Annotated in this window: 21 protein-coding genes; 10 read left to right on the forward strand and 11 right to left on the reverse strand. The window is 56.1% G+C overall.

The window, feature by feature from the left end; translation table 11 throughout:
* From D7M11_RS28010 to D7M11_RS28030, 5 genes are all read left to right on the forward strand, one after another.
* Positions 1-1821, forward strand: a complete 1821-nt coding sequence (locus D7M11_RS28010; RefSeq protein ID WP_158606872.1) for a cache domain-containing sensor histidine kinase — start codon at positions 1-3, stop codon at positions 1819-1821.
* A 117-nt stretch (positions 1822-1938) separates the two neighbouring features.
* The gene (locus D7M11_RS28015; RefSeq protein ID WP_240041336.1) at positions 1939-3465 is read left to right on the forward strand and encodes an extracellular solute-binding protein; all 1527 of its coding nucleotides are present in this window, start codon (positions 1939-1941) and stop codon (positions 3463-3465) included.
* A gap of 77 nt (positions 3466-3542) precedes the next feature.
* A complete protein-coding gene (locus D7M11_RS28020; protein WP_120750575.1) occupies positions 3543-4448 on the forward strand; it encodes an ABC transporter permease in 906 nt (301 codons plus the stop codon).
* The gene (locus D7M11_RS28025) at positions 4448-5311 is read left to right on the forward strand and encodes a carbohydrate ABC transporter permease (protein ID WP_120750576.1); all 864 of its coding nucleotides are present in this window, start codon (positions 4448-4450) and stop codon (positions 5309-5311) included. The genes D7M11_RS28020 and D7M11_RS28025 overlap by 1 nt, the downstream gene beginning before the upstream one ends.
* A 26-nt stretch (positions 5312-5337) precedes the next feature.
* Positions 5338-6753, forward strand: coding sequence for a sulfatase family protein (locus D7M11_RS28030; protein ID WP_240041337.1), 1416 nt, complete (start codon positions 5338-5340; stop codon positions 6751-6753).
* Positions 6754-6780: 27 nt separating this feature from the next.
* On the opposite strand, the gene D7M11_RS28035 is transcribed toward D7M11_RS28030, so the two are convergent.
* From D7M11_RS28035 to D7M11_RS28055, 5 genes are all read right to left on the reverse strand, one after another.
* Positions 6781-7698, reverse strand: coding sequence for a phosphotransferase family protein (locus D7M11_RS28035; RefSeq protein ID WP_240041338.1), 918 nt, complete (start codon positions 7696-7698; stop codon positions 6781-6783).
* Positions 7699-7716: 18 nt separating this feature from the next.
* On the reverse strand, positions 7717-8928 hold the full coding sequence (locus D7M11_RS28040; RefSeq protein WP_158606873.1) for a S41 family peptidase: 1212 nt from the start codon (positions 8926-8928) through the stop codon (positions 7717-7719).
* 219 nt (positions 8929-9147) lie between these two features.
* Positions 9148-9771: a glycerol-3-phosphate 1-O-acyltransferase PlsY gene (plsY, locus tag D7M11_RS28045; RefSeq protein ID WP_120750579.1), complete on the reverse strand. Its 624-nt coding sequence runs from the start codon at positions 9769-9771 to the stop codon at positions 9148-9150.
* A gap of 297 nt (positions 9772-10068) precedes the next feature.
* The gene (locus D7M11_RS28050; RefSeq protein ID WP_120750580.1) at positions 10069-10614 is read right to left on the reverse strand and encodes a GNAT family N-acetyltransferase; all 546 of its coding nucleotides are present in this window, start codon (positions 10612-10614) and stop codon (positions 10069-10071) included.
* 237 nt (positions 10615-10851) lie between these two features.
* Positions 10852-11118, reverse strand: coding sequence for a CD3324 family protein (locus D7M11_RS28055; protein ID WP_120750581.1), 267 nt, complete (start codon positions 11116-11118; stop codon positions 10852-10854).
* 437 nt (positions 11119-11555) lie between these two features.
* Here D7M11_RS28055 and D7M11_RS28060 point away from each other — a divergent pair, with 437 nt between their 5' ends.
* The 3 genes from D7M11_RS28060 (at position 11556) to D7M11_RS28070 (ending at position 14435) form a co-directional block, all read left to right on the forward strand.
* Positions 11556-11987, forward strand: a complete 432-nt coding sequence (locus D7M11_RS28060) for a GNAT family N-acetyltransferase (protein WP_120750582.1) — start codon at positions 11556-11558, stop codon at positions 11985-11987.
* 102 nt (positions 11988-12089) lie between these two features.
* Positions 12090-12956 carry a helix-turn-helix transcriptional regulator gene (locus tag D7M11_RS28065; RefSeq protein ID WP_120750583.1) on the forward strand — a complete coding sequence of 289 codons (867 nt, stop codon included), beginning with the start codon at positions 12090-12092 and terminating at the stop codon, positions 12954-12956.
* Between the two features lie 75 nt (positions 12957-13031).
* On the forward strand, positions 13032-14435 hold the full coding sequence (locus D7M11_RS28070; protein ID WP_120750584.1) for an ADP-ribosylglycohydrolase family protein: 1404 nt from the start codon (positions 13032-13034) through the stop codon (positions 14433-14435).
* 313 nt (positions 14436-14748) lie between these two features.
* On the opposite strand, the gene D7M11_RS28075 is transcribed toward D7M11_RS28070, so the two are convergent.
* Complete coding sequence (locus D7M11_RS28075; protein WP_120750585.1) at positions 14749-15354, reverse strand: YdcF family protein; 606 nt, start codon at positions 15352-15354, stop codon at positions 14749-14751.
* Between the two features lie 345 nt (positions 15355-15699).
* Between D7M11_RS28075 and D7M11_RS28080 the strand changes: the two genes are divergently transcribed.
* A complete protein-coding gene (locus tag D7M11_RS28080) occupies positions 15700-16827 on the forward strand; it encodes an RNA-guided endonuclease TnpB family protein (protein WP_120750586.1) in 1128 nt (375 codons plus the stop codon).
* A gap of 273 nt (positions 16828-17100) precedes the next feature.
* The gene (locus D7M11_RS28085) at positions 17101-17547 is read left to right on the forward strand and encodes an NUDIX domain-containing protein (RefSeq protein ID WP_240041339.1); all 447 of its coding nucleotides are present in this window, start codon (positions 17101-17103) and stop codon (positions 17545-17547) included.
* Positions 17548-17611: 64 nt separating this feature from the next.
* On the opposite strand, the gene D7M11_RS28090 is transcribed toward D7M11_RS28085, so the two are convergent.
* From D7M11_RS28090 to D7M11_RS28110, 5 genes are all read right to left on the reverse strand, one after another.
* The gene (locus D7M11_RS28090; RefSeq protein ID WP_120750588.1) at positions 17612-18490 is read right to left on the reverse strand and encodes an ROK family protein; all 879 of its coding nucleotides are present in this window, start codon (positions 18488-18490) and stop codon (positions 17612-17614) included.
* Between the two features lie 340 nt (positions 18491-18830).
* On the reverse strand, positions 18831-20807 hold the full coding sequence (locus D7M11_RS28095; RefSeq protein WP_120750589.1) for a glycoside hydrolase family 15 protein: 1977 nt from the start codon (positions 20805-20807) through the stop codon (positions 18831-18833).
* 163 nt (positions 20808-20970) lie between these two features.
* A complete protein-coding gene (locus tag D7M11_RS28100) occupies positions 20971-21240 on the reverse strand; it encodes a hypothetical protein (RefSeq protein WP_120750590.1) in 270 nt (89 codons plus the stop codon).
* Between the two features lie 141 nt (positions 21241-21381).
* Entirely contained in the window at positions 21382-23790 is a 2409-nt protein-coding gene (locus tag D7M11_RS28105) for a sugar phosphate nucleotidyltransferase (protein ID WP_120750591.1), read from the reverse strand.
* A 46-nt stretch (positions 23791-23836) separates the two neighbouring features.
* The gene (locus D7M11_RS28110; RefSeq protein WP_120750592.1) at positions 23837-26761 is read right to left on the reverse strand and encodes a 1,4-alpha-glucan branching protein domain-containing protein; all 2925 of its coding nucleotides are present in this window, start codon (positions 26759-26761) and stop codon (positions 23837-23839) included.
* Between the last annotated feature and the right edge of the window lie 16 nt (positions 26762-26777).

Here is a 26777-nt window from a genome sequence, read left to right on the forward strand (position 1 = left end):
ATGCGGCGGAATATACGGTTATCGCTCCGTACGAAAATGACGCTTGGCTTTCTCGCGGTGAATCTGCTCTCACTGGCGCTCGTTTTGGGCGCGGCCAACTCCTTTTTCGGCAGCGTCATCCGCAGCGATTTCAACCGGATGTCCGGCGATGCCGCCTCGCGCTTCAATTTCCATATGAACGCTTATATCGAGCAGATGATCGCGTCCACGGCCAGCATCGCCGCGAACACCGAGGTGCAGCGTTATTTGCGCAGCGATCGGGTAACATCCGATGTGACCGAGGCGATCGAGAAAGAAATGCGCAAGTTTTCGTCGACGAACCATCCGGAAATTACGGCGATGTTTCTCATGTCCCGTCAGCGTTCCATGGTGTCTTCGTTCAGCTATTACTATTCCCAGCCGGAGCTGTATTCGGACGAGCTCTGGTTTTCGCTGCCGTTCGAGTCGGAGCCGCAAGTTATTCCGACCCATTTCACAAAATACCCGGGGCAGCCGCCGTATGCGGTCATGTCGCTCGTCATTCCGATTTTCGATATCGATTCGATCCAGGTCGTCGGCAGACTGATCGTGGACATTATGCCGAAAAGCATCCCGAGCATGTTCGGCGAAGAACGAATCGGCAAAAGCGGGTTCTTTTTCGTCGTGTCGCCGGACGATATTCTGGTGTATCATCCCCGTTCCGACTGGGCTGGCTTCTCACGCTCGAAAACGCCGCTGGCATCGCTCGATTTGCCAAACGGGGCCGAGACGGTTCAGCGAAAATGGAACGGGGAGCAGTGGCTCGTATCGATCAACAAGTCGAACAAAATGAATTGGAACATCGTTTCGATGGTTCCGGTAGAAGAAACGGACGAAGGCTTAAAAGCCGTGCAAAAAGCGATTCTGATCGCGTTCGCCGTCGTCACTGTCGTCATCCTTATGCTTGTGCCGTTCATGACGCACCAGTTCGTCAAACGGGTCGTCGCTCTCAAAAACGTGATGGGCAAGGCGGCAACCGGCAATCTCGACGTACGGGCGCCGGTCGAGAAGCGCGGCGACGAGTTCGGCCAGCTGAATGCCAGCTTCAACCACATGGTGTCGCAGCTTCAGCAGCTGATGGGCACCGTCTACGACCTGCGGATGAACGAGATGAAGCTGGAAATCCGCGAGAAGGAAGCGCTGATCCGCGCGCTGCAAAACCAGATCAACCCGCATCTGCTGTACAATACGCTCGGCATTATCAAAAGCATGGCGTACCTCGACAATAGGCCGAAAATCGAAACGATGGCCGGCAACCTGGCGGACGTATACCGCTACACGGCCCGTTTCAACCATGAAGAGGTGACGCTTCGCGACGAGCTGGACATTTTGTCCAAATATTTGGAGATCGTCAGGCTCCGCTTCCCGATGACGTTTATTCGCACCATATCGGTGCCGGAATCGTTCTACAGCTGTTTGACGATGAAATTGACGCTGCAGCCGATCGTGGAAAATGCGGTCAAATACGCGATCGAGCCGAACGCCGGAGAAGGGGCGATCATCGTCGGCGCGTACCGGGACGTGGACGATCTGGTCGTCGAAATCGCGGACAACGGCAAAGGCATTCCGGAGCCGCAGCTTGCGGATATCCGGGATATGCTGCGGAAAGCCGCGGACGATCCCGGCACGGGCTCCGCTCCGCAAGGCTCGCTCGGGCTGTCCAACGTGCACGCGCGGCTGCTGCTGAGGTACGGGCCGGGCTACGGGATTCGCATCGATTCGTTCGCCGGGCGGGGTACCGTCGTCTCGATCCGTTTGCCGTATCGCACCGAATCGCCCGGCAAAGTTCGTGAAATCCGTTAAGAAATCGTGAAATCGAATAAGGAGGTTTTGGGCGGAACGGACTATACTGAAGCTGCACAAACCATTAACCACTAGCAGAACCCGATATTCGAACAGCATATTATGGGGGGAACAACAATGAAAAAAAGGTTGGCGCTTACAGTAACCGCTTCGCTCATCGCCATGTCGCTTGCAGCCTGCGGAACGGAAGGGAAAAATGCCGGCGGTGATACAAGCGGAAAGCAAACCGCGGTCGTCGACGACGGAACGGAAAAGATGGATATTACGATGCTCGTGAGCACGGCGGCCGGAGGCGGATGGCCGGACGATCATCCCATGATCAAACGGCTGAACGAGAAATTAAATATCAATCTGAAGTTCCAGTGGGTTCCGGGCGACAGCTTCGACGAGAAGATGAACGTTCTTGCGGCATCCAACAACTTCCCCGACGTATTCCAAGTCTGGAACGCCTCCCTGTACGCCAAGTGGCAGGAAAAGGGCGTGTTCCTCGACCTGAAGCCGCTGCTCGGTCAATACCCGAATATTACGAAAAGCATCCCGCAAGCGGATTTGCAATTGATGAATCCGAAAGACCATATATACGGGCTGCCGATTTACGCCCCGGCGTTTCGCAGCAACTTGTCGGTCCGCAATGACTGGCTCCAGAAGCTCGGCCTGAGCATGCCGACGACGGTTGACGAATTCTACAATGTAGCCAAAGCGTTTGCGTCAAACGACCCCGACGGCAACAAGAAAAACGATACGATCGGCTTCAGCATGTCCGTCAGCGCGAACGGCAATATCGTCGGCATCGACTATTTGAAAGGCGCTTTCGGTCTGGCGAACAACTGGAAGGAAGAGGGCGGGAAGCTCGTTCCGCAGCAGACGCAGGCGAAAGAGTGGAAAGACCTGGTCACGTTCCTCCGCAAGGCCTATTCCGAAGGCGTACTGGACAAGGACTTTGCCGTCAACAAGGAACGCGATCCGTGGAACAAGCTGGAGGCCAACACAAACGGCATTGCCGAGGTCAACCCGAACGAGGTATATACGGTAACGATGCCTACGCTGCAAAAGCTCGATCCGAAAGCGGATATCGTTCAGCTTAACCCGCCGAAAGGACCGACCGGCCTGCAATTCGCCAATACGATCGTATCGACGTCCAAGGTTGTCGTTAACAGCAAGGTCGACGCGAAGAAACAGCAGCGCATCATGAAGCTGCTCGATTACATCTTGTCGGACGAAGGTTATACGTTGATCAAAAACGGTATCGAAGGCGTCCACTACAAGAAGGAAGGCGACAAATTCGTCAAGCTCGACGCGTTCGACAAAGACCGTCCGCAAATTTTGTCCACCTGGTTCCTGCGCCGCTTCGACCCGGGCATCCAAATCCGCCTGTGGGACGACAAGTCGTATGAGCAAAAGGTGCTGAGCTGGTTCAACACGACGGAAAAATACCGCTGGACCGATCCGGCCGCCGGGCTCGTCTCGGAAACGTCTTCGAAATCGGGCGCGGATCTCAACAAAAAACTGACCGCCGCCATCGTCAAGGCGATCGTCGGACAAGAACCGATCGAATCGATCGACAAAGCGATCGAGCAGTGGAAGTCCGGCGGAGGCGACAAAATCGTTCAAGAAACGAACGAGCTGTACGCGAAGCTGAAGTAAGGTAGCCGCACATTCGGAGGGGCCGGTAGTAACGAGGCCCCTTTTCGCATCCCGGAGGGGAAGGAGCGTTTGTTACGATGAGTCATACCCGGAAGCTGCTCGCTAGAGGAATACCGCTATATTTGATGATATTGCCGGGGCTTTTATACTTTTTGCTGTTCCGTTACTTGCCGATGGGCGGCATCGCGATCGCCTTTCAGGAGTACGACCCGTTCGACGGCTTTTGGCATAGCGAGTGGGTTGGGCTCGAGCATTTTCAGCGACTTTTCGGCGAGGCCGACTTTTGGCTGCTGATGCGGAACACGCTGGTGTTAAGCGGCTTGAATCTGTTTCTGTTTTTCCCGGCGCCGATCGTGCTGGCCCTGCTGCTGAACGAAGCCCGGGTCAAGCTGTTCCGCAAAACGGTGCAGACGATTACGTATATGCCGCATTTCTTGTCGTGGGTCGTCGTCGTCGGCATGACGGTGCTGCTGCTGTCGACGCAGGAAGGCGCGCTTAACAAACTGTTCGTATCGCAAGGCTGGGAGCGGCTCGAGGTGCTGACGAACCCGGACTATTTCCGGCCGCTGTATTTGTTCCAGAACATCTGGAAAGAGACGGGCTGGAGCGCGATCATCTTCCTCGCCGCCCTCGCTTCCGTCGATCCGACCTTGTACGAGGCCGCGGTCGTCGACGGCGCCAGCAGATGGCGGCAAATGCTGCATATCAGCCTGCCGGCGCTGAAGTCGGTCATTCTCATCATGTTCATTTTGCGACTGGGACAAGTGATGGACATCGGCTTTGAGCACATTTTGCTCATGCAAAACAGCTTGAATCTGGACGTCTCCGACGTATTCGATACGTACGTGTACCGCACCGGGATTTTGTCCGGGCAATACAGCTATACGACGGCTGTCGGCTTGTTCAAGTCGGTGATCGGGCTCGCTCTCGTTATCGCCGCCAACACGATCGCCAAACGTCTGGGAGAGGATGGCGTCTACTAATGAGAACGAAGGGAACCGACCGTTTCTTTGTCGTTACTGTCTATACGCTGCTTACGATCGGGATTTTGGTCGTGCTGCTGCCGTTTCTGTATGTCGTCGTCGTCTCGTTTGCGACGAAGCACGAGGTGCTGTCGCGCGGATTTTTCCTGCTGCCGAAGCAGTGGACGCTGGATTCGTACCGGTTTCTGATGGGCGAGCGTAATTTCATCGTGTCGTTCCGCAACTCGATCTGGATCACGCTGATCGGCACGCTGATCAATATGGCGCTGACGAGCTTGATGGCGTATGCGCTATCTAAGCGATGGCTGGTCGGACGGAAGCCGATCAACTTCATCGTGCTCGTGACGATGCTGTTCAGCGGCGGCATTATTCCGACGTATTTGATCGTCAAAACGTTCCATCTGCTGGACAGCTATTGGTCGATTTGGCTGACGGGCGCGATCGCCCCGTTTCATCTGATCGTGATGCGCAGCTTTTTCCAAAGTTTCCCGGCCGAGCTGGAGGAATCGTCGCGCATGGACGGCTGCAGCGAGCTGCGGCTGTTCTGGAACATCGTGCTGCCGCTGTCGATGCCGGCGGTCGCCACATTCACGCTGTTTTATATGGTGCAAAACTGGAATACGTATTTCAACGCGCTGATGTATTTGAACGATTCCGGTAAATGGCCGCTTCAGGTGTACCTTCGTCAAATGCTGATCGAGTCGGCCGACTCGTCGATGACGCTGGTCGTCGAAGGCTTCGAATACGGTCCGCCGGTCAAGATGGCCGCCGTCATCATCACCGCGGTTCCGCTGCTCGTCATTTATCCGTTTCTGCAAAAATATTTCAATCAGGGCATGCTGCTCGGCTCCGTCAAAGGCTAAAACACCAATAAAAGGAGAGACGTCACGTGAACGAACATTCCGCAAAACGACCGAACATCGTGTTCATCATGTCCGACGATCATGCGTCCCACGCGATGAGCTGCTACGGCAGCAAGATCAACCGGACGCCGCATATCGACCGGATTGCAAACGAAGGCATCCGCTTCGACAATTGCTTTTGCACCAATTCGATTTGCTCGCCGAGCCGAGCCGCTATATTAACCGGCAAATACAATCATTTGAACGGCGTCAAGGCGATCGACGAAAGCTTCGACGGGCGGCAAACCACGTTTCCGAAGCTGCTTCAGGCGGACGGCTACCAGACGGCGATCGTCGGTAAATGGCATTTGGGCCACGGAGGCGACGCCGACCCGACCGGCTTCGACTATTGGAACGTCATCGACGGCCAGGGCGAATACCACGAGCCGGATTTTTACGAGATGGGCGTGCGCAAACGGTATTCCGGCTACGTTACCGACCTGATCGCGGATATTAGCCTGGACTGGCTGGAGCAGCGGGACAAATCCCGGCCGTTCCTGCTCATGTGCCATCACAAGGCGCCCCACCGTCCGTGGGACCCGGACGAGAAGCATAAGCATATGTACGAGGACGAGGACATTCCCGAGCCGGAGACGTTTTACGACGACTTTGCGACCCGGTCGCAGGCGGCCGTGACGGCGAACATGCGCATCGCCGACATGACGGTGCGGGATACGAAAGGGCAGCCGCCGGAAGGACTGTCCGCGGTCGAGACGGCCAGATGGAAATACCAGCGATACATCAAAGATTACTTGCGCTGCGTCGCCTCGATCGACGACAATGTCGGGCGGCTGCTGGATTACTTGGATGAGGAAGGGCTCGCCGACGATACGATTGTGATCTATACGTCGGATCAAGGCTTTTTCCTCGGGGATCATGGCTGGTTCGACAAGCGCTTCATGTACGAGGAATCGCTGCGCATGCCGTTTATCGTCCGTTATCCGCGGGAAATCCGGGCGGGCTCCGTAACGGATGCGATGGCGCTGAACGTCGATTTCGCGCAAACCTTTCTCGAATACGCAGGCATTCCGGCTCCGGCGGACATGCAGGGGCACAGCCTGCGCCCGATCTGGAACGGCGTCGTGCCCGAGGGCTGGCGAACGTCGATGTATTACCGCTACTGGATGCACCTCGACGAGCATCACCGGGTATACTCGCATTACGGCATCCGCACCCATCGCTACAAGCTGATCTACTATTACGCGGAAGCGCTCGGCACGATACTGTCCAAGGACGAATCGCGGCCGCCGGAATGGGAGCTGTTCGATCTGGAGCACGACCATTGCGAGCTGCGAAACGTTTATGCGGACCCAGCCTACGCGGAAGTCAGGGAGCAGCTCAAGGCCGAACTGGCGCAGCTTCAGCGCGATGTGCTCGACGAACCGGTGAAGCAGATCGATTAGGCCGCAGCTCAGCCGGCTGTTAAGCTTTTACGGCTTGTACCACGCCGGGACCGCGCTTTGAAACCCGCGATGATCGTCCAGCACGACCCGGATACGCTCCAGCATCGAATCGAGCTGCTCCGGCACGACCTGCTGCGTCCACGTGATTGTGGGCGGGACGATCATCGCCGTATACAAGGCGTACAGCTTCCAGAACAGCTCCGGCGGAGGCCCGTCGAAGTATCCCTCGACTTGCCCGATCGCAAACGGGATGCTGACATCTCTGGCGAAATAAGCAATTTTCAAAAAGTCGTGGTATGGATCGCCCCAATCGTACCGGTTAAAGTCGATGACTCCGGCATAAGCCCCGCCGCGGACAAGCAAATTGCCCGGATGAAAATCGTCGTGCTGAAACCGGTCCGGGCGGCCTTCCATTAGATGGGCGTGTGTCTCGATAAAAGCGAGCACCGCTCCTTCTTCGGGCAGCCTTACTTCGCAGCGGACGTACTGGTCCCATTGGCGCTTATGCTTGGCCAGCCGCCGTTGGAACCAGTTTTCCCGCATAGCGGGCGCTTCCAGCCGGTGCATCAGCCGCAGTTCTCCTCCCGCCTCCAGCCCGACCCGGTACTGCTCGTCGGAAGTAAGACCCGGCAGCATTTCCGATGCGTCGTCTCCCTCGACATAGCCGAGAATCATGTACACCATATCCTGACTCTCCATCGTACCGAACTGTACCGGCGCCGATGTTCGCACACCTGCGTCATGCACCTTTCTCACGATTTCGAATTCTCCCCGCTTGCGCTCCATCTCCGCCAGCGGAGCGGTTCGCAGCACGTAAGCCGGTCGTCCGTCCCGGCCGCGCAGCACAAACTTGCCGTCGTGCGAGAAGCCTTTCCGAATCGGCTCTACGGCCGTAATGTCCGTCATGTCCGGGAGATGCTCCCGCAATATCGTCAGGTCCATCATGGGCAGCCTCCAAATTCATTAGTTCAGCTTACATAGCTCCAGTGCCTTTTCCAGCACCGGATCGCGATCGTCATACAAGTCGTCGCGGGTTGGCAGCAGCTCGATATCCGGCGCGATGCCGACACCTTCGAACGGGGAGCCGTCCGGCAGAAAAGCTCGTTTCGTGCTGATCCTGAACGACATGCCGTTCGTAAATTCATAATAAAACGGCTGCCCGGTGGAACCGAAAGTCGCTTGTCCGACAATCGTCGCCCGGCCGGTATCCTTGAAAGGCATCACGAAGTCCTCGGCTGCGGAGCCTGTACCGCGGTCGGCAAGCAAGACGAGCCGTCCTGTGTAGGCCGATTCGTCCGGCTGCTGATACGGGCGATGCATCAGCACGCTGGAATCGTAATATTGGTTATTCCAGCCCTTCACGGCTTGCAACGTATGAATGCCGATATGCAGCGGGGTCATTTCCGCATACCAACGGTACGGACGATCCATAAGCCTGTGAATCAGCTTGCTCGGCGTGCTGCCTCCTCCGTTGCCTCGCACGTCGACGATAAGCGCCTGCGCTCCTTCGTACGAAGAGAGCAGCTCCAGCGCCTTTCCCTCATAATCCGTACTGCCGAAACTCGGAATTCGTATGTAGGCGATTTGGCCCTCTTCGATCCATTTTCCCGTTGTCCCCTCAGATGAACCTCCCGCTTCACCGAGCTGTTCCCTCTCGACCCTACGCTCGATACGCCGGCCCGATCGATCTTCGATTGAAAGCGTGTACGTACGGTTCAGCACGAGGGCCAGCATATGGAACAACTGTCTCCGCTTGGACTCGGGATTGCCGACTGGGATATACGCTTGCAATTCCTCATACCAATTGTCCGGACTGCGGCCGTCCACCAGACAAACCCGGTCGCCGCACACGACACCGTCCAGCATACTTCTCGTCACCAGCCAGGCATCCCGAACAGGAGTTGCGTGAAGCCCCAAAGGCTCGCCGCGCTGCTTCAGATTCGGAAAAAAGCCGGTATGACCGTTATTTAGCTTCGCCATAAATTGCATCATTAACAGCGTAAAGCTTTTCTCGTCATCGGCTGCGATACATGCAGCGAGCAATTCCCGATACTGCTCGTCCAACTGCTCTTTGCGGAACAGCGCTGCTTCCCAATGAGCGAAGTACAGCGGTATGGACTGAAATACTTTGGATAGGATAAACCATTTTTGCTCCATCGGCATAGTTTGTTCCATGAACTCGCTCATCTCCCAAATAATAACTATTACCCCTCCAGTATACATAACCCGGAGGCGTCTTGCTGGTACTGAAAAATAAAGTATTAGACTGGCCCTAGAAGTTGAAGCAGCGACAGCCATGGACGAGAAAATAAAGTCCTAGACTGTCGCTGCTTCATTGAACTAACGTCTTTCGTCAGCTTAACCCAATTATCTTCTTTGGCTCAATAAAATAGTTCAAAGAATAAGCTTACTTTCTGTTCGTGAAAGCAGTCTTTTTATATTTCCCGTGTGCCTGAAAATAGTCATAAACGCCATTAGGCATGCAAATAAATAAAAATATAAGGTATTCCCAAAAACAGGAATAAATGAAATAGCCGCGAAAAGCATTGTAGCACATACTGTGCCTAATGAAACATAACGGGTTAAAGTTACTATTATTACAAAAAAGCCAAGGCATAAAAGGGCCATAACCCAGTTAACCATAAACAACACAGCCACTGCTGTAAGTGCTCCCTTGCCCCCTTTAAACCCAAAATATACCGGCCAGTTATGCCCTATAACTGCTCCTGCGCCTGCCGCTAAAAGGCTTACACAATCTTTAGCCTCTCCCGAATAAAAGTAAACGCCAAGGAACAAGCCTATATAACAGGCAATTACCCCTTTTAATATATCTCCCACAAGAACAAACACCGCAGCAGATTTCCCAAGTACCCTCAGCGTATTGGTAAGCCCGGCGCTTTTACTTCCATGGCTTCTTATGTCCTTGCCGTATATTTTCCCTACAATCACCGCTGTATTAAGGCTGCCTAACAGGTAGCCCAAAGCTAAGGCCACAATAAGCTTTAAGATATCAATCATGACTCTTCTCCCTTGAAATTATTTATAACGATTCATCTTCTTCAACGAAACCACGTTTTCCTGCCATTTAGATTAATGAAAACGGCAGCCGATCTTCTGGCCGACTGCCGTTTTGTCTATTTTTAACTTTCGTACTCCGTTAGTTCAGTCCCTAGTATATACCCACGGTTTCGTACCTTTTTCATTAAAGCCCTATAATTTCTTATTAATCATTCTCAATAAAGTAATGGTAGAGGATGCTGCAATATAGATGTAAATTTCCCGCATAAAATGTCCTTGGTAAAAGACTAGTAAAGTTCATGCATTGGTAAATCTAAAGATCATTTTATGCCCATCAAAAGTCGTTCCTAATGCTTCCTCATAATTACCTTTTGTATAGTTTGAAACTGTTTTACGCCAAAACCTTTGCCCTACGATATTTTTTTCGGATGGGTTAGTAAACAGCTCCCACATCCCTTTGAATCGCTCAAAGACTTGTATTGCAGCATTTTCTGCAATACCACTTCCTCGAAAAGGTTGGAGCAGAAAATATTCATTAACAAAGTAGTCAACTCCTTTTGCACAATGCGGCGGAGTTGCAATAAGGGCAAACCCTGCAGGAAGATCATTAACTGTTATTAAAAATGGGTATAGGCATTTCGGCTTCTCCCACCAGGTATTTTGTACATCATACTGATCAGACAATGTTTTAAAATCGTTGCTGTCTTCAAAAATTCCATGTAAGTTCGGAATATGCCCTGGGATAAGTCCGTAGTGCCCCGACAGATCATGAAGATATAGGGGGTACATATTTTTTATAATATACGCCTGTTCTTTTTCAGTCAGCTTTACTTCTATTTTCATATTTGCCTCCATCTTTCTTTGAATATTTCGTTACGGAAGAGCCACTTGGTAAATGTTTGAGCCGCGATGTCAATAAAATAGAGCATGTTAATGGTGACCTTTTTAAATCTCCAATGCCATTATTAGTTTTTATCGTAGCAGAGGGAAAACTTTGAAAATATATAATAAATTAATAAAAAACATTTATTACAAAAAAAGTCACACCAGCGAAAACCGTGTGACGTGACTTTTAAAAGCCTATTTTTTTGAATAAATGATTTTTTTAATACTATCATTCGAAAGGCAGAATTGATCCGAGAGTTCATCGATCGTCATACCATTGGAATATTTTTCACGTATTGCTTCGTTTCTTTTGCTTAAAAGTTTTATACTTCCTGAATTTTCGCCCCATTTCTTCCGTGATCCTTCACGAGTTGGGACATAAACCATGCTACCGTGGATATACTTCTGTATTTCCTTTAATAGTTCTTCCGGAAAAATGATATCGGCGTTTACATATTTCATGATAGCTCTGCTCCTTATAATTTTATTAAAAATTTAAGGTTGCAAAGTCTATCCTATAAACAAACATCGTAACACGCTGAAATGATGGCGGAAAATTTATTCCTGGCTCCATACAAACAACCGCCGTTGTTTATAGATCAAGACTTTGCATGGAGCTAATCGTTAAACTTCCCATATTGGAACTCCTTTCAAATTTGAAGTTATTGGGTCATTTTTCCATGTATTCGATATGAATCTACCTTATTCCTTCAGAGAAATGTAAAAGCAACAATTCATTAAGCATATCTGCCCCATTAGTTTAATGCCCTCGCCAGTCTAGTACTTTATTTTCCCAGGACACTTGCCGCCCTTTCAAAAAAATTTCGCTGCCCATCCGCCCGCAAGTTATGGCAAAATGGGGGTGAACCGATTTCGTCACATAAACAGGGGGCTCCCGCATGACAGTGCCAAACGAAAGAACGTATTCGATTACATACAAAACAAACGAGCCGGTTACTGCCGAAGCGCTGTCGGAGCTGTTCGAAGCTTCCGGCATCCGCCGACCGACCGGCGATTACGAGCGGCTTCAGCGGATGATCGATAATGCGGACGAGCTGTTTACGGCATGGGACGGCGAACGTCTGGTCGGCGCGATCCGAGCTGTTACGGACTATTCCTACTGCTGCTACATTTCCGATTTGGCCGTGGACCAAAACTACCAGGGACAGCACATCGGGAAACAGCTTGTTGGGATGCTGATCGACAAGCTCGGCGACGAGGAGGTTCAGTTCGTACTGACATCCGCACCGAAGGCAGTAGGCTTCTATGAGCAGATCGGATTCGAAAAAGCGGACAAGGCGTTCGTCTGGAAGCGGAAACGAAACCGCTAGCTTGCGCCCGCGCTGGCGGCTAGCAATCCAGAGCAAAAACGGCTAAAATTTGCATAATAACGGAACATTTTTCAACCCAACCGCCCAGAGGAGATGATACGCATGCGCCGTCTGCATATCCGGTACGATCACCAAATTCCGATCAACGCATTCGAATGGACACCAAAAGCGGAAAAAGAACCGATGCACGTACACGAAAGTCTCGAGATCGGCGCCTGCGTTTCCGGCAAAGGGCGGTTCTTTTTCGGCGAGAAGACGTACGAGGTCGGACCCGGCGATTTATTTGTCGTCAACCACCGCGAAGAGCATATAGCGGAGTCCGATCCAGAGCAGCCAAGCAGTTATATATTCGTCAACTTCGATCCGGCGCTGCTGCTCGCCGAGGACGAAACGCTGCTGCTGCCGTTCGCCTACAGCCCCGAACGGTTTCAGAATCATATACCGGCGGGCAGCCCGGCCTCCGAAGAGCTGCTTCCGCTGATGCGGGATATTTATACCGAGCTGAAGGACAAGCGGGAAGGCTATCTGACGGCGGCCAAAAGCTCGATGCTTCGCGTCTGCGTGGTTATATTGAGACATTTTTCCGCAAGCCCCGGCCATCAGCTTCAGCATATGGAGAGCGAAACCCGCCGCAAGCTGGGCCAGGCGATCGCCTTCGTGGAGACGAACGGTTACGAGAATATCGGCCTGAAACAGCTCGCTAGCCATCTCGGCATGACTCCCTCGGGAGCGGCGCGGTTTTGGAAGCACGCGATGGGCTATGGCTTCCACCATTACGTAACGCAGCGCCGCATCCGCGAAGCGAAGAAAGCTTTGGCATCAACCGAGCGGCCGATAGCCGACATTTGCTTCGATTGCGGCTTTCAGAGCCTTGCGACCTTTTACCGTCTGTTCAAAACGCATGTCGGGGTGACCCCGCAGCAATACCGGAACGAGCATCCGCTGAGGGACATTTTTGAGAACGAATGACGCCAATATGAGAAGATGTTACCTGGTGCTTCTTATATAATGTAGGCCTACATGCATTGTACAAGGAGGATCTCCATGCCCATACCTACAACGAATACCGACCGTTTGCATGGACTCATTCGTCAAGAAATTACGCAGCGCAAGGAAGAGGGCTGCCGCGTGGAAGGCTTTGCGGAACGGCTGGCCGCTGCGGGGAAGCAGTATGACGCGCTGATGGACGTATATCGCGACTTGATGGAGCTGCCCGTCGCCCCTGACTTTCCGTATGCCGAGCCTTCGGATCTGGAGGCGATCCGCGCCGCGCGACCGGACGGGCCGAGAACGCTGCCGGACCCCGAATCGTGGGGAGAAGCGCAGTGGCGGGACAAATTTGCCGGAGCCTGGCTCGGCAGATGCGTCGGCTGCGCGCTCGGCAAGCCGTTCGAAACCGGGCCGTTCGTATACGGAACGGCTGACGCACCGCCGTGGAAGCACGTCTACCGCTGGCTGGAGGGAGCGGACGCCTGGCCGATTCGCGGCTACGTTCCGGCTCAGTCGCGCGCGGCGGACGAATACGGACTTGTGCTCAATCCGCAAGGCATGGACAGCACCAGGGAGCACATCCGGTTTATGGAGACGGACGACGACATCCGCTACCCGGTGTTGGCGCTGAAGCTGCTGGAGGAAAAAGGGCTCGACTTCGACGCCTGGGATATCGGCCGGATATGGCACCGGCATCTTCCTGTCTCGCTCACCTATACAGCCGAGCTGCAGGCATACGTCAACGCATGGACCATAGGCATACCCGCCAAGGGCGATCCCCTGTCTGCCGAGAAGCTCGAATGGGTGCGGACGCACCTGAATCCGTACCGCGAATGGATCGGCGCACAGATTCGCGCCGACGGGCTCGCCTACGCCGCCGCCGGCAAGCCGGAGCTTGCCGCCGAACTGGCGTGGAGAGACGCCTCGTTCTCTCACGTGAAAAACGGCGTCTACGGCGAAATGTTCGTCGCCGCGATGATCGCCGCCGCCTTCGTCACCGCAGACCCTGAGGAAATCGTGCGTATCGGGCTTAGCGAAATTCCGGCTTCGAGCCGGTTGGCGCACGCCGTCAAACAGGCGGTTGACATCGCCCGGACGGCGGACGATCCGCTGCAGCTGGCGGCTCGCCTTCATGAAGCGTTCGGCGAATACCACCCGATTCATACGATTAACAATGCCGCACTAGTCGTCGCGGCGCTCGTGTACGGCAAAGGCGATTTCGAGCAATCGATCGGCATGGCCGTCCTTGGCGGCTGGGATACCGACTGCAACGGCGCAACCGTCGGGTCGATCCTCGGCGCGGCGCTCGGAGCGAAACAGTTGCCGGAAAGCTGGACCGCACCGCTTCGCGATACGATGCATGCGGAAATTCCGGGCTTCCACCCGATCGCCATCTCGGAATGCGCCGCCCGCTCGTACGAGACGTTCCGGCGGCAACGCGCCGAACTGGGACACTGAGCTTTTAAAGGAACAGTTAGTTCCGTTAAAAGCGGGAAAAGGGCTACCAAAACGACAATAGCGGAACCAATGGTTCCGCTATTGTCGTTAGTAGCCTTGTTTTCCGCTGCATTTTGCCTCTATAACGGAACTATCGCTTCCTCTATCGCGCTCGAATCCTCTTCTTGCCGGCCATAGCGGAAGCCGGACTTCCGCTAACCGTGACGATACGGCGGTCGTCGGGACGAACGAAGTCCGCCGAAGCCGGCATATCCGCTCGCGAGCCCATCCTGCAATCCAACTAACAAACGCTCGTCCATTCCGGCAATACCGATTACGGTTCGATCTCATAATCGGTCAACTGGCCTTTACTTACATACGTAATCAGCTTCCTGCATTCGTCGATGGCCCTTGTCCGCCCCGCTTCGCTTTTAAACCAGTTATCCCGTTTCGTATCTTTGTCGTCTACGGGGCAGTAAGTGTACTCGATGGATGGCGGCATATACGTCTTCAAGGTTAGCAAGCAGCGCCGCATATGATACGCGGTCGTCACGATCAGAATCCGGCGGATGTGCGCAAGACCGATATGGCGCTCCAGCACGTCCGAGGAAAACAGCACATTTTCCAGCGTATGCCTCGACTTCGTCTCGATCAAAATGTCCGTCTCGGGAATGCCGAGCCGTACGGCCTCCGCTTTCATCATCGCGGCCTCGACATCGGGCTGGCCCTCCCATCTGACGCCTCCCGAAAACAGCAGCAGCGGGGCGCGCTTCTCCCGGTACAGCCTAACGGCTTGCGGGAACCGGTACAGCATGCTTCGCTTGCTGCCGAAGACGAAGATGCAATCGCCGTCCGCTCCGTCGTCGTTCATCCGGTGGAACAGCAGCATATCGACATCATCCCTGCTCAAGCTTTCGCTATCCAACTCGGAAATCCGCATAGGTGCTCCTCCCTCCAGTTTGATGCTGACGCTCTCTATGTTCTCCAATGCGGTTAATGTTTAGCTCCGTTAACAAGGATAGGATGACTTTAGGCCGTATCCGGGAGCGGCGGCAAAAAGCCCAGTGGTCACTGGCCCTTCGTATGCATAACAGGCGCTCGCTTCGGAAGACGGCTTTTTAACTTAAAAGCCGAGAAGTCCCCAACCTCTAAACTACGCTACTCACGTAGTGAGCGTGTAGGCGGGGGATGAATCGGTGCATTTCGTAATGTTCTTTGTTATCAAAAATAGGAACATGCATTCCCTCTATTATGGTATAATCTGGTTATGGGGGGGGGGGAGTGCATGAATAAGGCTTATCGGTTCCGTATCTATCCTACACCTACGCAAGAGACGATGATTCGTAAAACATTTGGCTGTGTCCGGTTTCTCTACAATCAGATGTTGGCGGAACGTAAGGCCCCGTCCGAATGGGATCGAACGGATGCCGAGCGACCGAAGCGGCAAAAGTTTCGGACACCGGCAGCGTTCAAGACGGAGTTCCCCTGGCTTCGCGAAGTAGACAGCCTTGCCTTATGCAATGCGGAGCTGAACCTGAAGTCGGCTTTCCGGCATTTTTTCCGAGATAAGCGTACCGGATACCCGAAGTTCAAGAGCCGGAAAAATCCGGTGCAGAGCTACACGACCAATAATCAGAAGGGGACCATACGCCTGGAAGCGGGTGGCAAACATGTCCGGATTCCGAAACTCGGCGAGATCCGAATCAAGCTCCACCGCCATATTCCAGAAAGCCATACCATCAAGTCGGCCACGATTAGCCGCAGTTCTAGCGGGAAATACCATATCTCCATCCTGACTTATTATGAGACCGAAGAAAAACCGATCTTCCCCCATCCTGACAAAGTACTCGGTTTGGACTATAGCTCTAAGGCCCTCTATATCGACCATAGGAATACATCTGCGGACTACCCGAAGTACCTCCGCAACATGGAGATACGGCTGAAGAACGAACAGCGGGTGCTCTCCCGAAGAAAAACGGGTGGCTCCAACTGGCGCAAACAAAAGCTTCGGATCGCGCGTCTCCATGAGAAAGTAGCCAATCAGCGGAAAGACTTCCTGCATAAAGTAAGCAAACAGCTAGCCGAAACTTGGGAGGCCATCGTCGTGGAAGATCTGAATATGAAAGCCATGTCGCAATCGTTATCCCTCGGAAAAGCAACGATGGATAACGGCAATGGCCTGTTCAGAACGTTCCTGGGCTATAAACTGGCCGATCGGGGAAAGCGTCTGGTTCGAATCGACAAATGGTTTCCCTCCAGCAAACGCTGCGGAGCCTGTAGCAAGATCAACAAGCTACTCACGCTGAAGGAACGCGTCTGGGTATGCGAGGGCTGCGGCCGTATCCACCTGAGGGATGCGAATGCAGCCGGGAACATAAGAGCCGAAGGATTGAGAATGTTAGGCTTGGCTTAGAGGAATAGAGAACCGCCGGGCTGGCGGGGATAGCCCAGTAAGAATAACTGCGATTGCAGTTAAGTCCTGGGAAGCCCCCACTACTATAAGTGGTGGGAGCATGTCACTAGACTAAGTCATTCATCGGCCTAAGAAATGACTTTACAGAATGCGGCAGCATTTTTACTCTATTATAGTTGAACTAAACACATGGAACAGGCTTTCAGAACAGTAGTTCACCCTGTTTCCTCTAGTATACTAGATTTATCCAAAGTTGTTATGGAGGGATGCCTGATGGATCGCTATGAATTTCGCGTGCGCGTTACCGGAGTGCTCATCGAGAAGGAGCGGATTTTGCTCGTCAAGCAGCAAGTCGGAGACCGGGGCTGGTCGCTCCCGGGCGGAAAGGCGGAAGCCGGAGAAACGCTGGAGCAAGCTATCATCCGCGAACTTGCAGAAGAGACGGGCTTGAACGTGCAGGTAGAGAAACTGCTCTACCTATGCGACTTGCCGGAAGCCCGGCCGCCGATCCTGCATGTGACGTTCCTGCTCCGGAAGCTATCCGGGGAGCTGCGGATGCCGACGGGCGAATTCGAAACGACGCCGATCGCCGACGTACGCATGGTGCCGGTTGCCGAGCTGGAGTTATACGGCTTCTCCCGGAAGTTTGCCGAGCTGGCGGCCAGCCGTTTCCCGGACGCAGGAACGTACCGCGGGCATAAAAGCGCCATCGGGCTGTAGCGCTGCGCCGATGGCTTGAACGGACTGCGGCTGCCTGCGAGAAAGCACGGCAGCCGCGTTATGTTTATCGATGAAGCGCCTGCTGCGCCAGGAGCAGCGCCCCCGTCAGGCCGGCGTTATCCCCGAGTCCCGGGGGCACGATATAGGAATCCAGTTGCTCCTGTACGCGCGGATGGACGATATAACCGTTCAGCAGCTCGCTAAGCCGCTGCCGCACTGCGGGAAACAGATGCTCCTGCTTGCTTACGCCGCCGCCGATAATGATTTTGTGGGGCATCGCAATCAGAACGAAGTTCATACAGGCCTGCGCCAAATAGTAAGCCTGTATTGCCCATGCCGGGTGATCCGCCGGCAGCTCGGCTGCCTTCGCGCCCCATCTCCGCTCCAGCGCGGGACCAGCCGCCAGCCCTTCGAGACAATCCCCGTGATACGGACAACAACCGGCGAACGTATCGTCCGGATGCCGGCGGACGAGGATATGGCCCATCTCGGGATGCGTAAATCCGTTCATAATGCGTCCGTTCGAAACGAGGCCGGCGCCGATACCGGTGCCAACGGTTATGTACAAGCAGCCGGCCAGCTCCCGCGCCGCTCCAAGGGTTGCCTCGCCCAAAGCGGCTGCGTTAACGTCCAGATCGAAACCGGTCGGCACCGGAAATCGCTCCTTGAGTGCGCCGAGCAGATCGAAGTTCCCCCAATGCGGCTTCGGCGTGCTCGTAATGAATCCGTAGGTCGGACTATCCGGGTTCGGGTCGATCGGCCCGAACGAGCCGACACCGAGCGCGTCAAGCGATTTATCCGCAAAATAGCCGCACACCCGGGCCATCGTTTCCTCCGGCACCGTCGTCGGAAAAGAGACTCTGTCGACGATGTGTCCGTCCGCGGTTCCGATACCGCATACAAATTTGGTCCCTCCGCCTTCAATCGCGCCCAAATATCCCACTTGCGCCCTCTCCTCTGCTTCCGAATAAGCTACAATAACCCTCGCTCTCGGAGGTTATTATAGCTTATTTTCGGCTTCCTATATACTTATTTCGCAGCCCGGCCAGTAGGACATGCAGCCCGATGCGACCGGTTGTGCCAATGACCGGATCACCTTCGGCCTGCTTAATACTATTGCTGGCCTACCGTATAGTCGAACGGACATCCGGCTAAACGAGCAGACGCACAAAGGACCTCGGCTTCCGCCCGATACACCCGGGGGAAACGAGGTCCTTTTTCTCGCCATATGGCTATGCCAACGTGCATCCGCTCCGGAGCCGGCTTAAGCCCGGCCAAACGTCTCAACCGCGGCCTTCCGTCCGCTGCAGCTCCTTCGCCTTGTTCAAATATTTTACGACGGTCAGCACGAACGTCGCATGCGACCAAGTAAGCGGCGCGACCGACAACGGGCCGCCGTCCAACGGATCGAGCTGCTCGGGCAGCATGCCCGACTCCAGCGCATGCCCGGTCACCCACTCCAGCGTCCGGCGCGGAGTTTCCAGATCGCTCATCGAGCGCGCGCATTCGATTTCCCATTCGGCCATCCAGAGCGTGCAGATGATCCACGGATTGCCGGGAATGCGCTCAATATCCGGCGACCGCTGAAAGTAGTAGTCGTTCTTGTAGCGGGCGATGCCGCCGATGTCGGTCCGGATCGTAAGCTGCTCGCGCAAGCTGCGCATCGTGCTTACGACAAGCGGGTCGTCGGCCGCCAGTACGCCGAACTCGAATATGCCGTAAATGCTGCTCTCGGGCGTCATATCCTTCACCCATACGCCGTCTTGAAGGACGAGCCCGCGCGCGAACCGGCCGCTTTCTTCGTCCCATAAATGCTTGATAATCCCGTCACGTACGGAATCCGCCACCCTCATATACCGCTCGCTCCGCTCCCGGTCGCCGAAGAGCGCGCAGAAGTCGGCAGCCGCCTTCAAACCGCCGAACACCGCCGAAGCGGTGAACGTGTAGATGCCGTACCGCTCCTCCCACAGATCGTAGCTCGGCTTCGGTAAGCTCAGATCGTCCAGGATATACCCGCGCATGAACTTCGCCGCCTTGCGGATCAAGCTGCCATACAGCGATTGGCACAGCTCGATATTGCCGGACGAAAGGTACATCTGCCAGAGCGAGAACAGCACAAGCGCTGTCTCGTCCTCCTGAATCGGCAGCTGCTCGTGACCGTCCGCGATGAACGGATGCCAGCTCGAGCCAACCGTGCCGTCGGGATTGTATTTGTGGTGCAGATACCCTTCCGGGGAAAGCGCCTCGGAGCAGAACCGGTAAAACGGCACAACCGTCTCGTGATACCCCGCCACGGACATCGCATAGGCGACCAAAGCGCCGTCGCGCGGCCACATGTAGCTGTAATGATCGCGGTTATAGTTCAAAATATCGGTATCGTTGGCCGCGACAATCGCGCCGCGCGCATCCGTCTGCGTCCGCACGACAAGCAAACTTTGCTTGAACATGGAGATGACGGACGGCGGCAAATCGGCGTAATCACGGTCGATTTTGTTCGACCAGCGCTGCCAGTAGACATGGATGCGGTCCAGAAGCTTGCCCGGATCGTTGTCGCGCACATACTGGTCGAGCCGCGTGACTTCCTCCAGCGAATCGCCGACGGACAGCCAGTAGTAGATCCAGTCCGATCCGTTCGCCCCGAGCCGCAGCCTTAGGCCGATCGTGCTGTCCACCGAGCCCTGCGCGATCGAGTTGCCCATCAGATGCCCGTCCTCGGCGTCCCGCCACGTTCCTTCGGCCTGGTGGAATCGTTTGACGCCCATCGCATACTGAACGATTCCTTCGCCGCCGGCCAGGCCGTTTGCCATAAAGTAGCGGTTTTTCTTGTAGTGAAACACGGTGCCGTTGCGCGGATAAAAGGCGGCCGTATCGCCGACCTCCGTCTCGTCGATGGAAAAGTCGTGCGTCACAAACAGCCGGATTTCGCGTTCCCGGTCCGTCCGGTTCGTTACGCGAAGCTGTTTGATATAGATGTTGTCCCGTTGATGAACCCCGTCGCCCATTTCCAGCACGAGTCCAAGCCCTTCATGCTCGGCGGTCACCTGCGTCACAAGGGAATCCGGCACGTATCCGGGCGTCCAGCGCCAGCCGCCTTCATCCAGCCAGGCAAAGGCGCCGTCCGCCCATACTCCGATTCGGCACGGGTGGCCGCCGACGTGGTTCAGTTGTCCGACATAAGGGTAATACAGGTCGCGAATACGTGTGTATGCATCCAGATTGATGAGCATCGTACCGTTGCCGATGGCATAGTGGCGGGGCATCGCGTGAAAGTCACCCTTTCGTAAGGCGGGAATGGGTAAAGCGCGGTTCGAAAGTAACGAGTGGTGCGCATTCGTGCCTGCCCCTTCCCGGAGCGCTTTACCGAGCGGACGGGAAGGGGCCCCGGCGGCGCTCTCCGCGCCGCAGTAGCCGAACGCCCGAATTTCAGTATGTCGCCGCTTCGTCCGTAACGCGGCCGCTTCGCTTTCCGAACGCCGGCAGCTCCGCTCTCGGCGCAGGATCGCGCCCGGCGCCGCTGGTCATTCTTACAAAGCAATCGTACTTGTTGCTAGAGGCGCGCAGAACGGAATAGTCCTGAGCCGATACCGGATAAACCCGAATTTCTCCCGTCGTAAAATGAGCAATCATGCAGGAGCGCTCTGCGTCGTACTCGACATAACCGATTTGCTTCGATTCAATCGGGATCACATTCATACCCCTACTCCTCCCCGCTGTGAACAACACAAGATGTGCCCACTAAACGCCCGATTTCCCAGGCTTTCGATGAATGCAAGCGATCCTTGCATCGAGGAAGTCTATTAATCTGTATGTCCAGCCTATATCCTTATTATTCCATTAGACGAAATGGCGCGTCAACTCCTGTCTGTACCGCTCGGCCAACTCGACCGCCGACTCCTCCTGTTCCCCGTGGGCGATCAGCGTAAAACGGGGCTCGCCCGTATCGGGCAGCAGCAGCACCCAGCCGCTCTCGTCGTATACCTTGATCCCGTCCAGCAGATCGGCGCGGCGGCCTCTCATCTGCTCCGTCATCAGCCTCATCAGCCTTCCTTTCTCGCTCCACGGCACTTCCACATACGTGCTGTGCAGCGAAAAGGTCGGCATGAATTGCAGCAGCTGCGTGACGGACAGCGCGCTGCCGAGCAAGTTCCGGGCAAGCAGGCCGATCCCGAACAGCGGATCGTGTACCGGGTGGAACGGATGGTCGCCGGACGCCTCAAGCACGGCCCGTGCGCATCGTTTCGTGCGGACGACCTGGCCGCCAAGCGCAGCAGCAGCCGAATCGAGGAACGTCGGGGCGCTCAGCGGCACGCCTACCGTGCGGCCGCGGCAGCATTGAAAATACGACATGTACAGCAGGACGTCGACCCGTTCCGCCGGAACCGGCTTGCCGCCTTCGTCGTATAGGCAGAGCAGTTCGCCAGAGTAATCGAGCCGTACGCCGAAAGCGGCGCTGTTACCTACGACAGCAGAGCCAAAGGCCGATTCGGTCGTCTCCTGAGGAACATACACGACATTCCAACCGAAAGCGCCGGACCATACGCCGATCAATCGGCGCACGGCAGGGTTCGCCGCTTCGGCGACGACAGTGAGCGGCCCTTGCCCCGATTCGCCGCCAAGCTCGGTTATCAGCCTTTTGCCGTAAGCGTCCATGATGCCTTCCGCAAGCCGGATGTCCGGTATGCTGGCCACTTCGAGTCTGGGGAAATCTTCGAGCGCCAAGGCGTTATCGACCTTCCGCTCGGCGCTTTTGCCGATCGGCAGCCCCGCCGCATCGATGCATTCAAGACGGCATACGGCGCGGCCTCCTTCCGAGACAACCTGCACGTGAATGCCTCCATCGGCACCAAGCGCCTTAACGCCGAACCGCGCGGCCGAAGAGATGCTATCGCCGGCATCGGTTACGCGAACCCCGACCGCCTGAAGCGCCGGGATAAGCACCGAGCGGATCAGCCTGGCGAAGCCGTCCGCCGACGAGCTGACCGCAATCCGCTTCCCTTTCGCCAGGCTGGCCCCGTAAGCGCCGGCAAACTTGGCCGCAAAATCCGGCGTCACCTCCTCGTTGGCATAGCCGGCTACCGCCCCGTCGGTAAACAGCGGCTTCCTCGCGATTTCGCCCCAAATGACCGAGTCACCCTGCACGGCATGCTCGCGTACCCGTTTATGGGGCCATATTTTAACGCGGGGCAATACATGCGCCTTCGGTCCGATCGTGCAATGGCTGCCGATGACGGCACCCTCCCCGATGACGGTTTCCGGGTAGCAGCGGATTTGGCTGCACAGCGTCGCTCCCGCGATTTCATTATGTTCGCCGATCTGATTGTAATCCCACATAATCGTTTGACCGATCGCGCTGCCGCGGCCGATGCGGTTTCCCGCGCCGAGCACCGTGTAAGCACCGACTGTCGCGCCCTCCTCGATTACCGTGCCCTGACCGATGTAGACCGGTCCGCTCCACTCCGCACTGTCCGGCGGAAGCGTCGCCCCATCCTCGGCATAGATGCCGGGGTACAGCTGCCTGCCTTGAATCGCCACATTCACTTTGCCTTCCAGCATGTCGAACTGGGCTTGCCGGTACTGCTCCATATTGCCGATATCCGACCAGTAGCCTTCGCTGATGCACCCGTACAGCGGCTCGCCTCGCTTCATCAGCAGCGGAAACAGATCCGAGCTGAAATCCTGCTCCTTGCCTTCCGCTACCCATTGCAGCGCCTCGGGCTCCAGCACGTAGATGCCGGTATTCACCGTATCGCTGAACACTTCGCTCCAGTCCGGCTTCTCCAGAAACCGGATGACCCTCCCTTCCTCGTCCGTCATAACGACGCCGTATTCGAGCGGTCGCTCCACCCGCGTCAGCACGATCGTCGCGAGCGCCTCCCGGCGCGAATGAAAGTCGATCACCGGTCCGAGATCGAAGTCGGTGAGCGCATCTCCGCTGATGACGACGAATCGTTCATCCAGAAAGTCGGACGCATTTTTGACGCTGCCCGCTGTCCCGAGCGGGGTATCTTCGTCGAAGTAGTGCAGCTCGACGCCGTATTCGCGTCCGTCGCCGAAATAACTGCGGATCGCCTCCGGCATAAATTGCATCGTCACACCGATTTGCGTAATGCCATGCCGTTTGAGCAAATCGATAATGTATTCCATGCACGGACGTCCGAGCAGAGGAACCATCGGTTTCGGAAGCTGGCAAGTTAACGGGCGCAGCCTCGTTCCTTTACCGCCAGCCATGATGATTGCCTTCAAATGCGTCCCCCCTGTATATGTTCAATCCCGAATAGGGATATGCCCCTCAGTGTATCGTTTCTATGACCATTCGTTCCTGATCTGCGTTACCGTCGTTTTGCCGCTTGGCGCTTAACCAGCCGGCAAGCGCGGCATAGCGCTCCCGGACCCGTTCCGCGATCGAGCCGGACGCATACTCGCTCTTCAGCTTCCAATAAGCCCGCTCCGCCATCTCCGTGCCTCTCGCCGAATCCAGAAGCTGCTCGGTCACATGCCAGGCGAGCGATTCGACATGGCCCGCCAGCGCCTTGTACCCGTCGTGCCCATGCTCGATCAGCTCCGCCAGTCCGCCGGTGTCCGAGACGACGAGCGGCCGGCGTGCGGCCATCGCTTCCAGCGCCACGATGCCGAACGGTTCGTACAGGCTTGGGAACACGCACACATCGGCTGTGGCATACAGCCTTTTCTTCGTCTCTTCCTCCACGAAGCCCCAGAAGGAGGCACGATCCCCTAGTCCGAGCTCGGCAGCCTGCCGTTCGAGCTGCTCCCGCATCGGCCCGGCTCCGACGACGACAAGCTTCGCCCGCGGCTCGCGCGCCAAAACGGACGGCATCGCCGCGAGCAGCACCTGCACGCCTTTCTCGTAGACGAGCCGGCCGACGTACAGCACGATCCGGTCGCTGGCAGCGAACGGCTCCCTTCCGGTCGCTGCCAGCTCCTCCTCTTGTTCCGGGACGCGGATGCCGTTCGGCACGATGTCGATTTTGTCCTCCGGCAGCTCGAACAGGCGCACGACCTCTTCTTTCATATGCCTGCTGCATACGAACACGCGGCTCGCCTCGTACGTAAGCTTCCATTCCAGGCCGTGAATGCGGCGGGACAGCTCACTGTGCAGCCGCCCTTGATTCCTTCCGGCTTCGGTCGCATGGATCGTGGCGACAAGCGGCACGGCGTAGCTGAGCTTCAGCTCGCGGGCGGCTTGAACCACCATCCAGTCGTGGGCGTGCAGCAGGTCGAGACGCCCCCCGCGCTCCTTCCAGGCGACGACGTAATCAACCATCGCCATATTCATCTCGAACGTCCAATGATAAAAGTCCGTATCGCCCGAGCCTAACACGGGCAGCCGGTGCACATGCACGCCGCAGCGCACCTCATACGCCGGAGCGCCCTCGAATGCGGTCGTCACGACATGGATTGCCGCTTCTCCCTGCGCAGCGAGCGCCTCCGCCAGATCGGCGACGGCCCGCGACAAGCCTCCTACGAACTTGGGCGGATACTCCCAAGCGAGCATGAATACGTTCGGTTTATCCCGGATGCCGGGCGAAAGGGGATCAGGCCGTTTCGCCGTCGATTCCTCCACAGCCGGGGCGTAGTCGGCATAATCGATGTCCGGGAAGAGGTTGTGCCGGTGCTCCAGAGCCGCGAGTGCGGCTTCGTCGATTCGGCCGTCCTCGATCATGCCGCACAACAAGGCAAACGAGCTAAGAAACTCCTTCGTCCGTCGAACCGCGTAACCCGTGACCGTGCCGCTGTCCATAATGAACGCCCAGTCGCTGCTTTGCGCCAGCAGCAGCTCGCGCGCCGCCTGATTCAGCGCCCGCCGCCGCAGCGCACAGCCGCCGCTCCGCTCCCCGGCATGACGCAGCGAAAGCCGGATCATCCGCTCCTCGGCCTCGTGCAGATGGCGGTACAGCCAGTCATTCGCAGGTTGCAGCCATACTTCCGAGGAGTGGCTCCGGCCCCAGCTCGACTCATTCACATAGCCGGTATCCGCGACCGGATACTGCTGCAAATAGTCGCCGGGCGTCACCAGCTTCACGGCATGCTGGTCGTGATACGCTTTGCGGCACAGCATTTCGATCCAGAGCGGGCCCTCGTACCACCAGTGGCCGAACAGCTCCGCATCGTAAGGCGATACGACGAGCGGCAGCCGGTCGAGCCAGCCGTTCCACGCTTTGACCTGCTCTCCCCGGCAGGCGAGAAAATGGTCCGCATGCTCCGCCGCTTTCCTCGCCCATTCCGGGTTGTAAGGCTCGCGGTGGTTGCCCTTGCCGGTAATGCGGTAATATTTCACGCCCGTGTTGACCCGCTCGTGCGTCGGCAGCACATACGGACGGATATAATCCCATTCCTCGGCGTCGTTCCAGCCGAGATCCCAGCCGATGTCGCGGTAATATTCGCGGTAATCGTAATGGCCGGGGTAGCCGTTAGAGGCGCTCCATACCTGCTCTGACGATTCCGGATCGCGCGGGAACGCCGTCACGCCGTACGGAGTCATCAGCGGCGCGAGCAGCTTCCGGTTCGGGGCGGGCGACGCATACTCCACTGCGGACGAGTCGGCGATGAAATAGCGGATGCCCTCCATCTTCAGCAGCCGGTCGATGCCCGGCGTATAGCCGCATTCCGGCAGCCAGATGCCGCCCGGCCTGCGGCCGAAATGCCGCTCGTACTCGCGGATGCCGGTGCGGATCTGCGCCCTGATCGCCTCCTCCGTCCGCATCAGCGGCAAATAACCGTGCGTTGCCGCGGACGTCATAATTTCCAGCTTGCCGCTGTCCTGCAAGCGCTGGTAAGCCGCAATCACATTCCGGCCGCAGACCTCGTACAACGTCTTCAGCTCGCGGAAACGCTCCGCGTACATTCGGGCGAGCGGCAGCAGCCGCTCGTCACCGAATAGACGTTCCGTCTCTTTGTCCGCGAGTCCGATCAGCCGATCCAGATGAACGGCGTAGCGCCCCTGCATAAGCGGATCGGCACACAGCGACAACAGCGTAGGTGTCATCGACAGCGTAATGCGGTAGTCGATTCCGTCGCTATCAAGCCTCTCGAATACGCCGAGCAGCGGCAAATACGTCTCGGTCATCGCTTCGTAAAACCACCGTTCCTCCATGACGTCATCCCGGTCGGCATGACGGATGTAAGGCAGATGGGCGTGCAAAATTAAAGCCAGATACCCTTTCCACTCGGGCTTTGCTCTCAAGCTTTTGTACATGGAACCCCCCATACGA

This window comes from Paenibacillus ginsengarvi (assembly GCF_003626695.1).
GTDB classification, from domain to species: Bacteria; Bacillota; Bacilli; order Paenibacillales; family NBRC-103111; genus Paenibacillus_AB; species Paenibacillus_AB ginsengarvi.

What these genes read in the sequence shown, in the direction of transcription:
- D7M11_RS28060 (WP_120750582.1), top strand. Translation starts at nt 11,556, where the DNA reads ATGACAGTGCCAAACGAAAGAACGTATTCGATTACATACAAAACAAAC.
- D7M11_RS28110 (WP_120750592.1), bottom strand. Translation starts at nt 26,761, where the DNA reads ATGTACAAAAGCTTGAGAGCAAAGCCCGAGTGGAAAGGGTATCTGGCT.
- D7M11_RS28055 (WP_120750581.1), bottom strand. Translation starts at nt 11,118, where the DNA reads ATGAAATATGTAAACGCCGATATCATTTTTCCGGAAGAACTATTAAAG.
- D7M11_RS28080 (WP_120750586.1), top strand. Translation starts at nt 15,700, where the DNA reads ATGAATAAGGCTTATCGGTTCCGTATCTATCCTACACCTACGCAAGAG.
- plsY (WP_120750579.1), bottom strand. Translation starts at nt 9,771, where the DNA reads ATGATTGATATCTTAAAGCTTATTGTGGCCTTAGCTTTGGGCTACCTG.
- D7M11_RS28010 (WP_158606872.1), top strand. Translation starts at nt 1, where the DNA reads ATGCGGCGGAATATACGGTTATCGCTCCGTACGAAAATGACGCTTGGC.
- D7M11_RS28035 (WP_240041338.1), bottom strand. Translation starts at nt 7,698, where the DNA reads ATGATGGACCTGACGATATTGCGGGAGCATCTCCCGGACATGACGGAC.
- D7M11_RS28100 (WP_120750590.1), bottom strand. Translation starts at nt 21,240, where the DNA reads ATGAATGTGATCCCGATTGAATCGAAGCAAATCGGTTATGTCGAGTAC.
- D7M11_RS28020 (WP_120750575.1), top strand. Translation starts at nt 3,543, where the DNA reads ATGAGTCATACCCGGAAGCTGCTCGCTAGAGGAATACCGCTATATTTG.
- D7M11_RS28095 (WP_120750589.1), bottom strand. Translation starts at nt 20,807, where the DNA reads ATGCCCCGCCACTATGCCATCGGCAACGGTACGATGCTCATCAATCTG.
- D7M11_RS28085 (WP_240041339.1), top strand. Translation starts at nt 17,101, where the DNA reads ATGGATCGCTATGAATTTCGCGTGCGCGTTACCGGAGTGCTCATCGAG.
- D7M11_RS28070 (WP_120750584.1), top strand. Translation starts at nt 13,032, where the DNA reads ATGCCCATACCTACAACGAATACCGACCGTTTGCATGGACTCATTCGT.
- D7M11_RS28075 (WP_120750585.1), bottom strand. Translation starts at nt 15,354, where the DNA reads ATGCGGATTTCCGAGTTGGATAGCGAAAGCTTGAGCAGGGATGATGTC.
- D7M11_RS28040 (WP_158606873.1), bottom strand. Translation starts at nt 8,928, where the DNA reads ATGGAACAAACTATGCCGATGGAGCAAAAATGGTTTATCCTATCCAAA.
- D7M11_RS28050 (WP_120750580.1), bottom strand. Translation starts at nt 10,614, where the DNA reads ATGAAAATAGAAGTAAAGCTGACTGAAAAAGAACAGGCGTATATTATA.
- D7M11_RS28025 (WP_120750576.1), top strand. Translation starts at nt 4,448, where the DNA reads ATGAGAACGAAGGGAACCGACCGTTTCTTTGTCGTTACTGTCTATACG.
- D7M11_RS28065 (WP_120750583.1), top strand. Translation starts at nt 12,090, where the DNA reads ATGCGCCGTCTGCATATCCGGTACGATCACCAAATTCCGATCAACGCA.
- D7M11_RS28015 (WP_240041336.1), top strand. Translation starts at nt 1,939, where the DNA reads ATGAAAAAAAGGTTGGCGCTTACAGTAACCGCTTCGCTCATCGCCATG.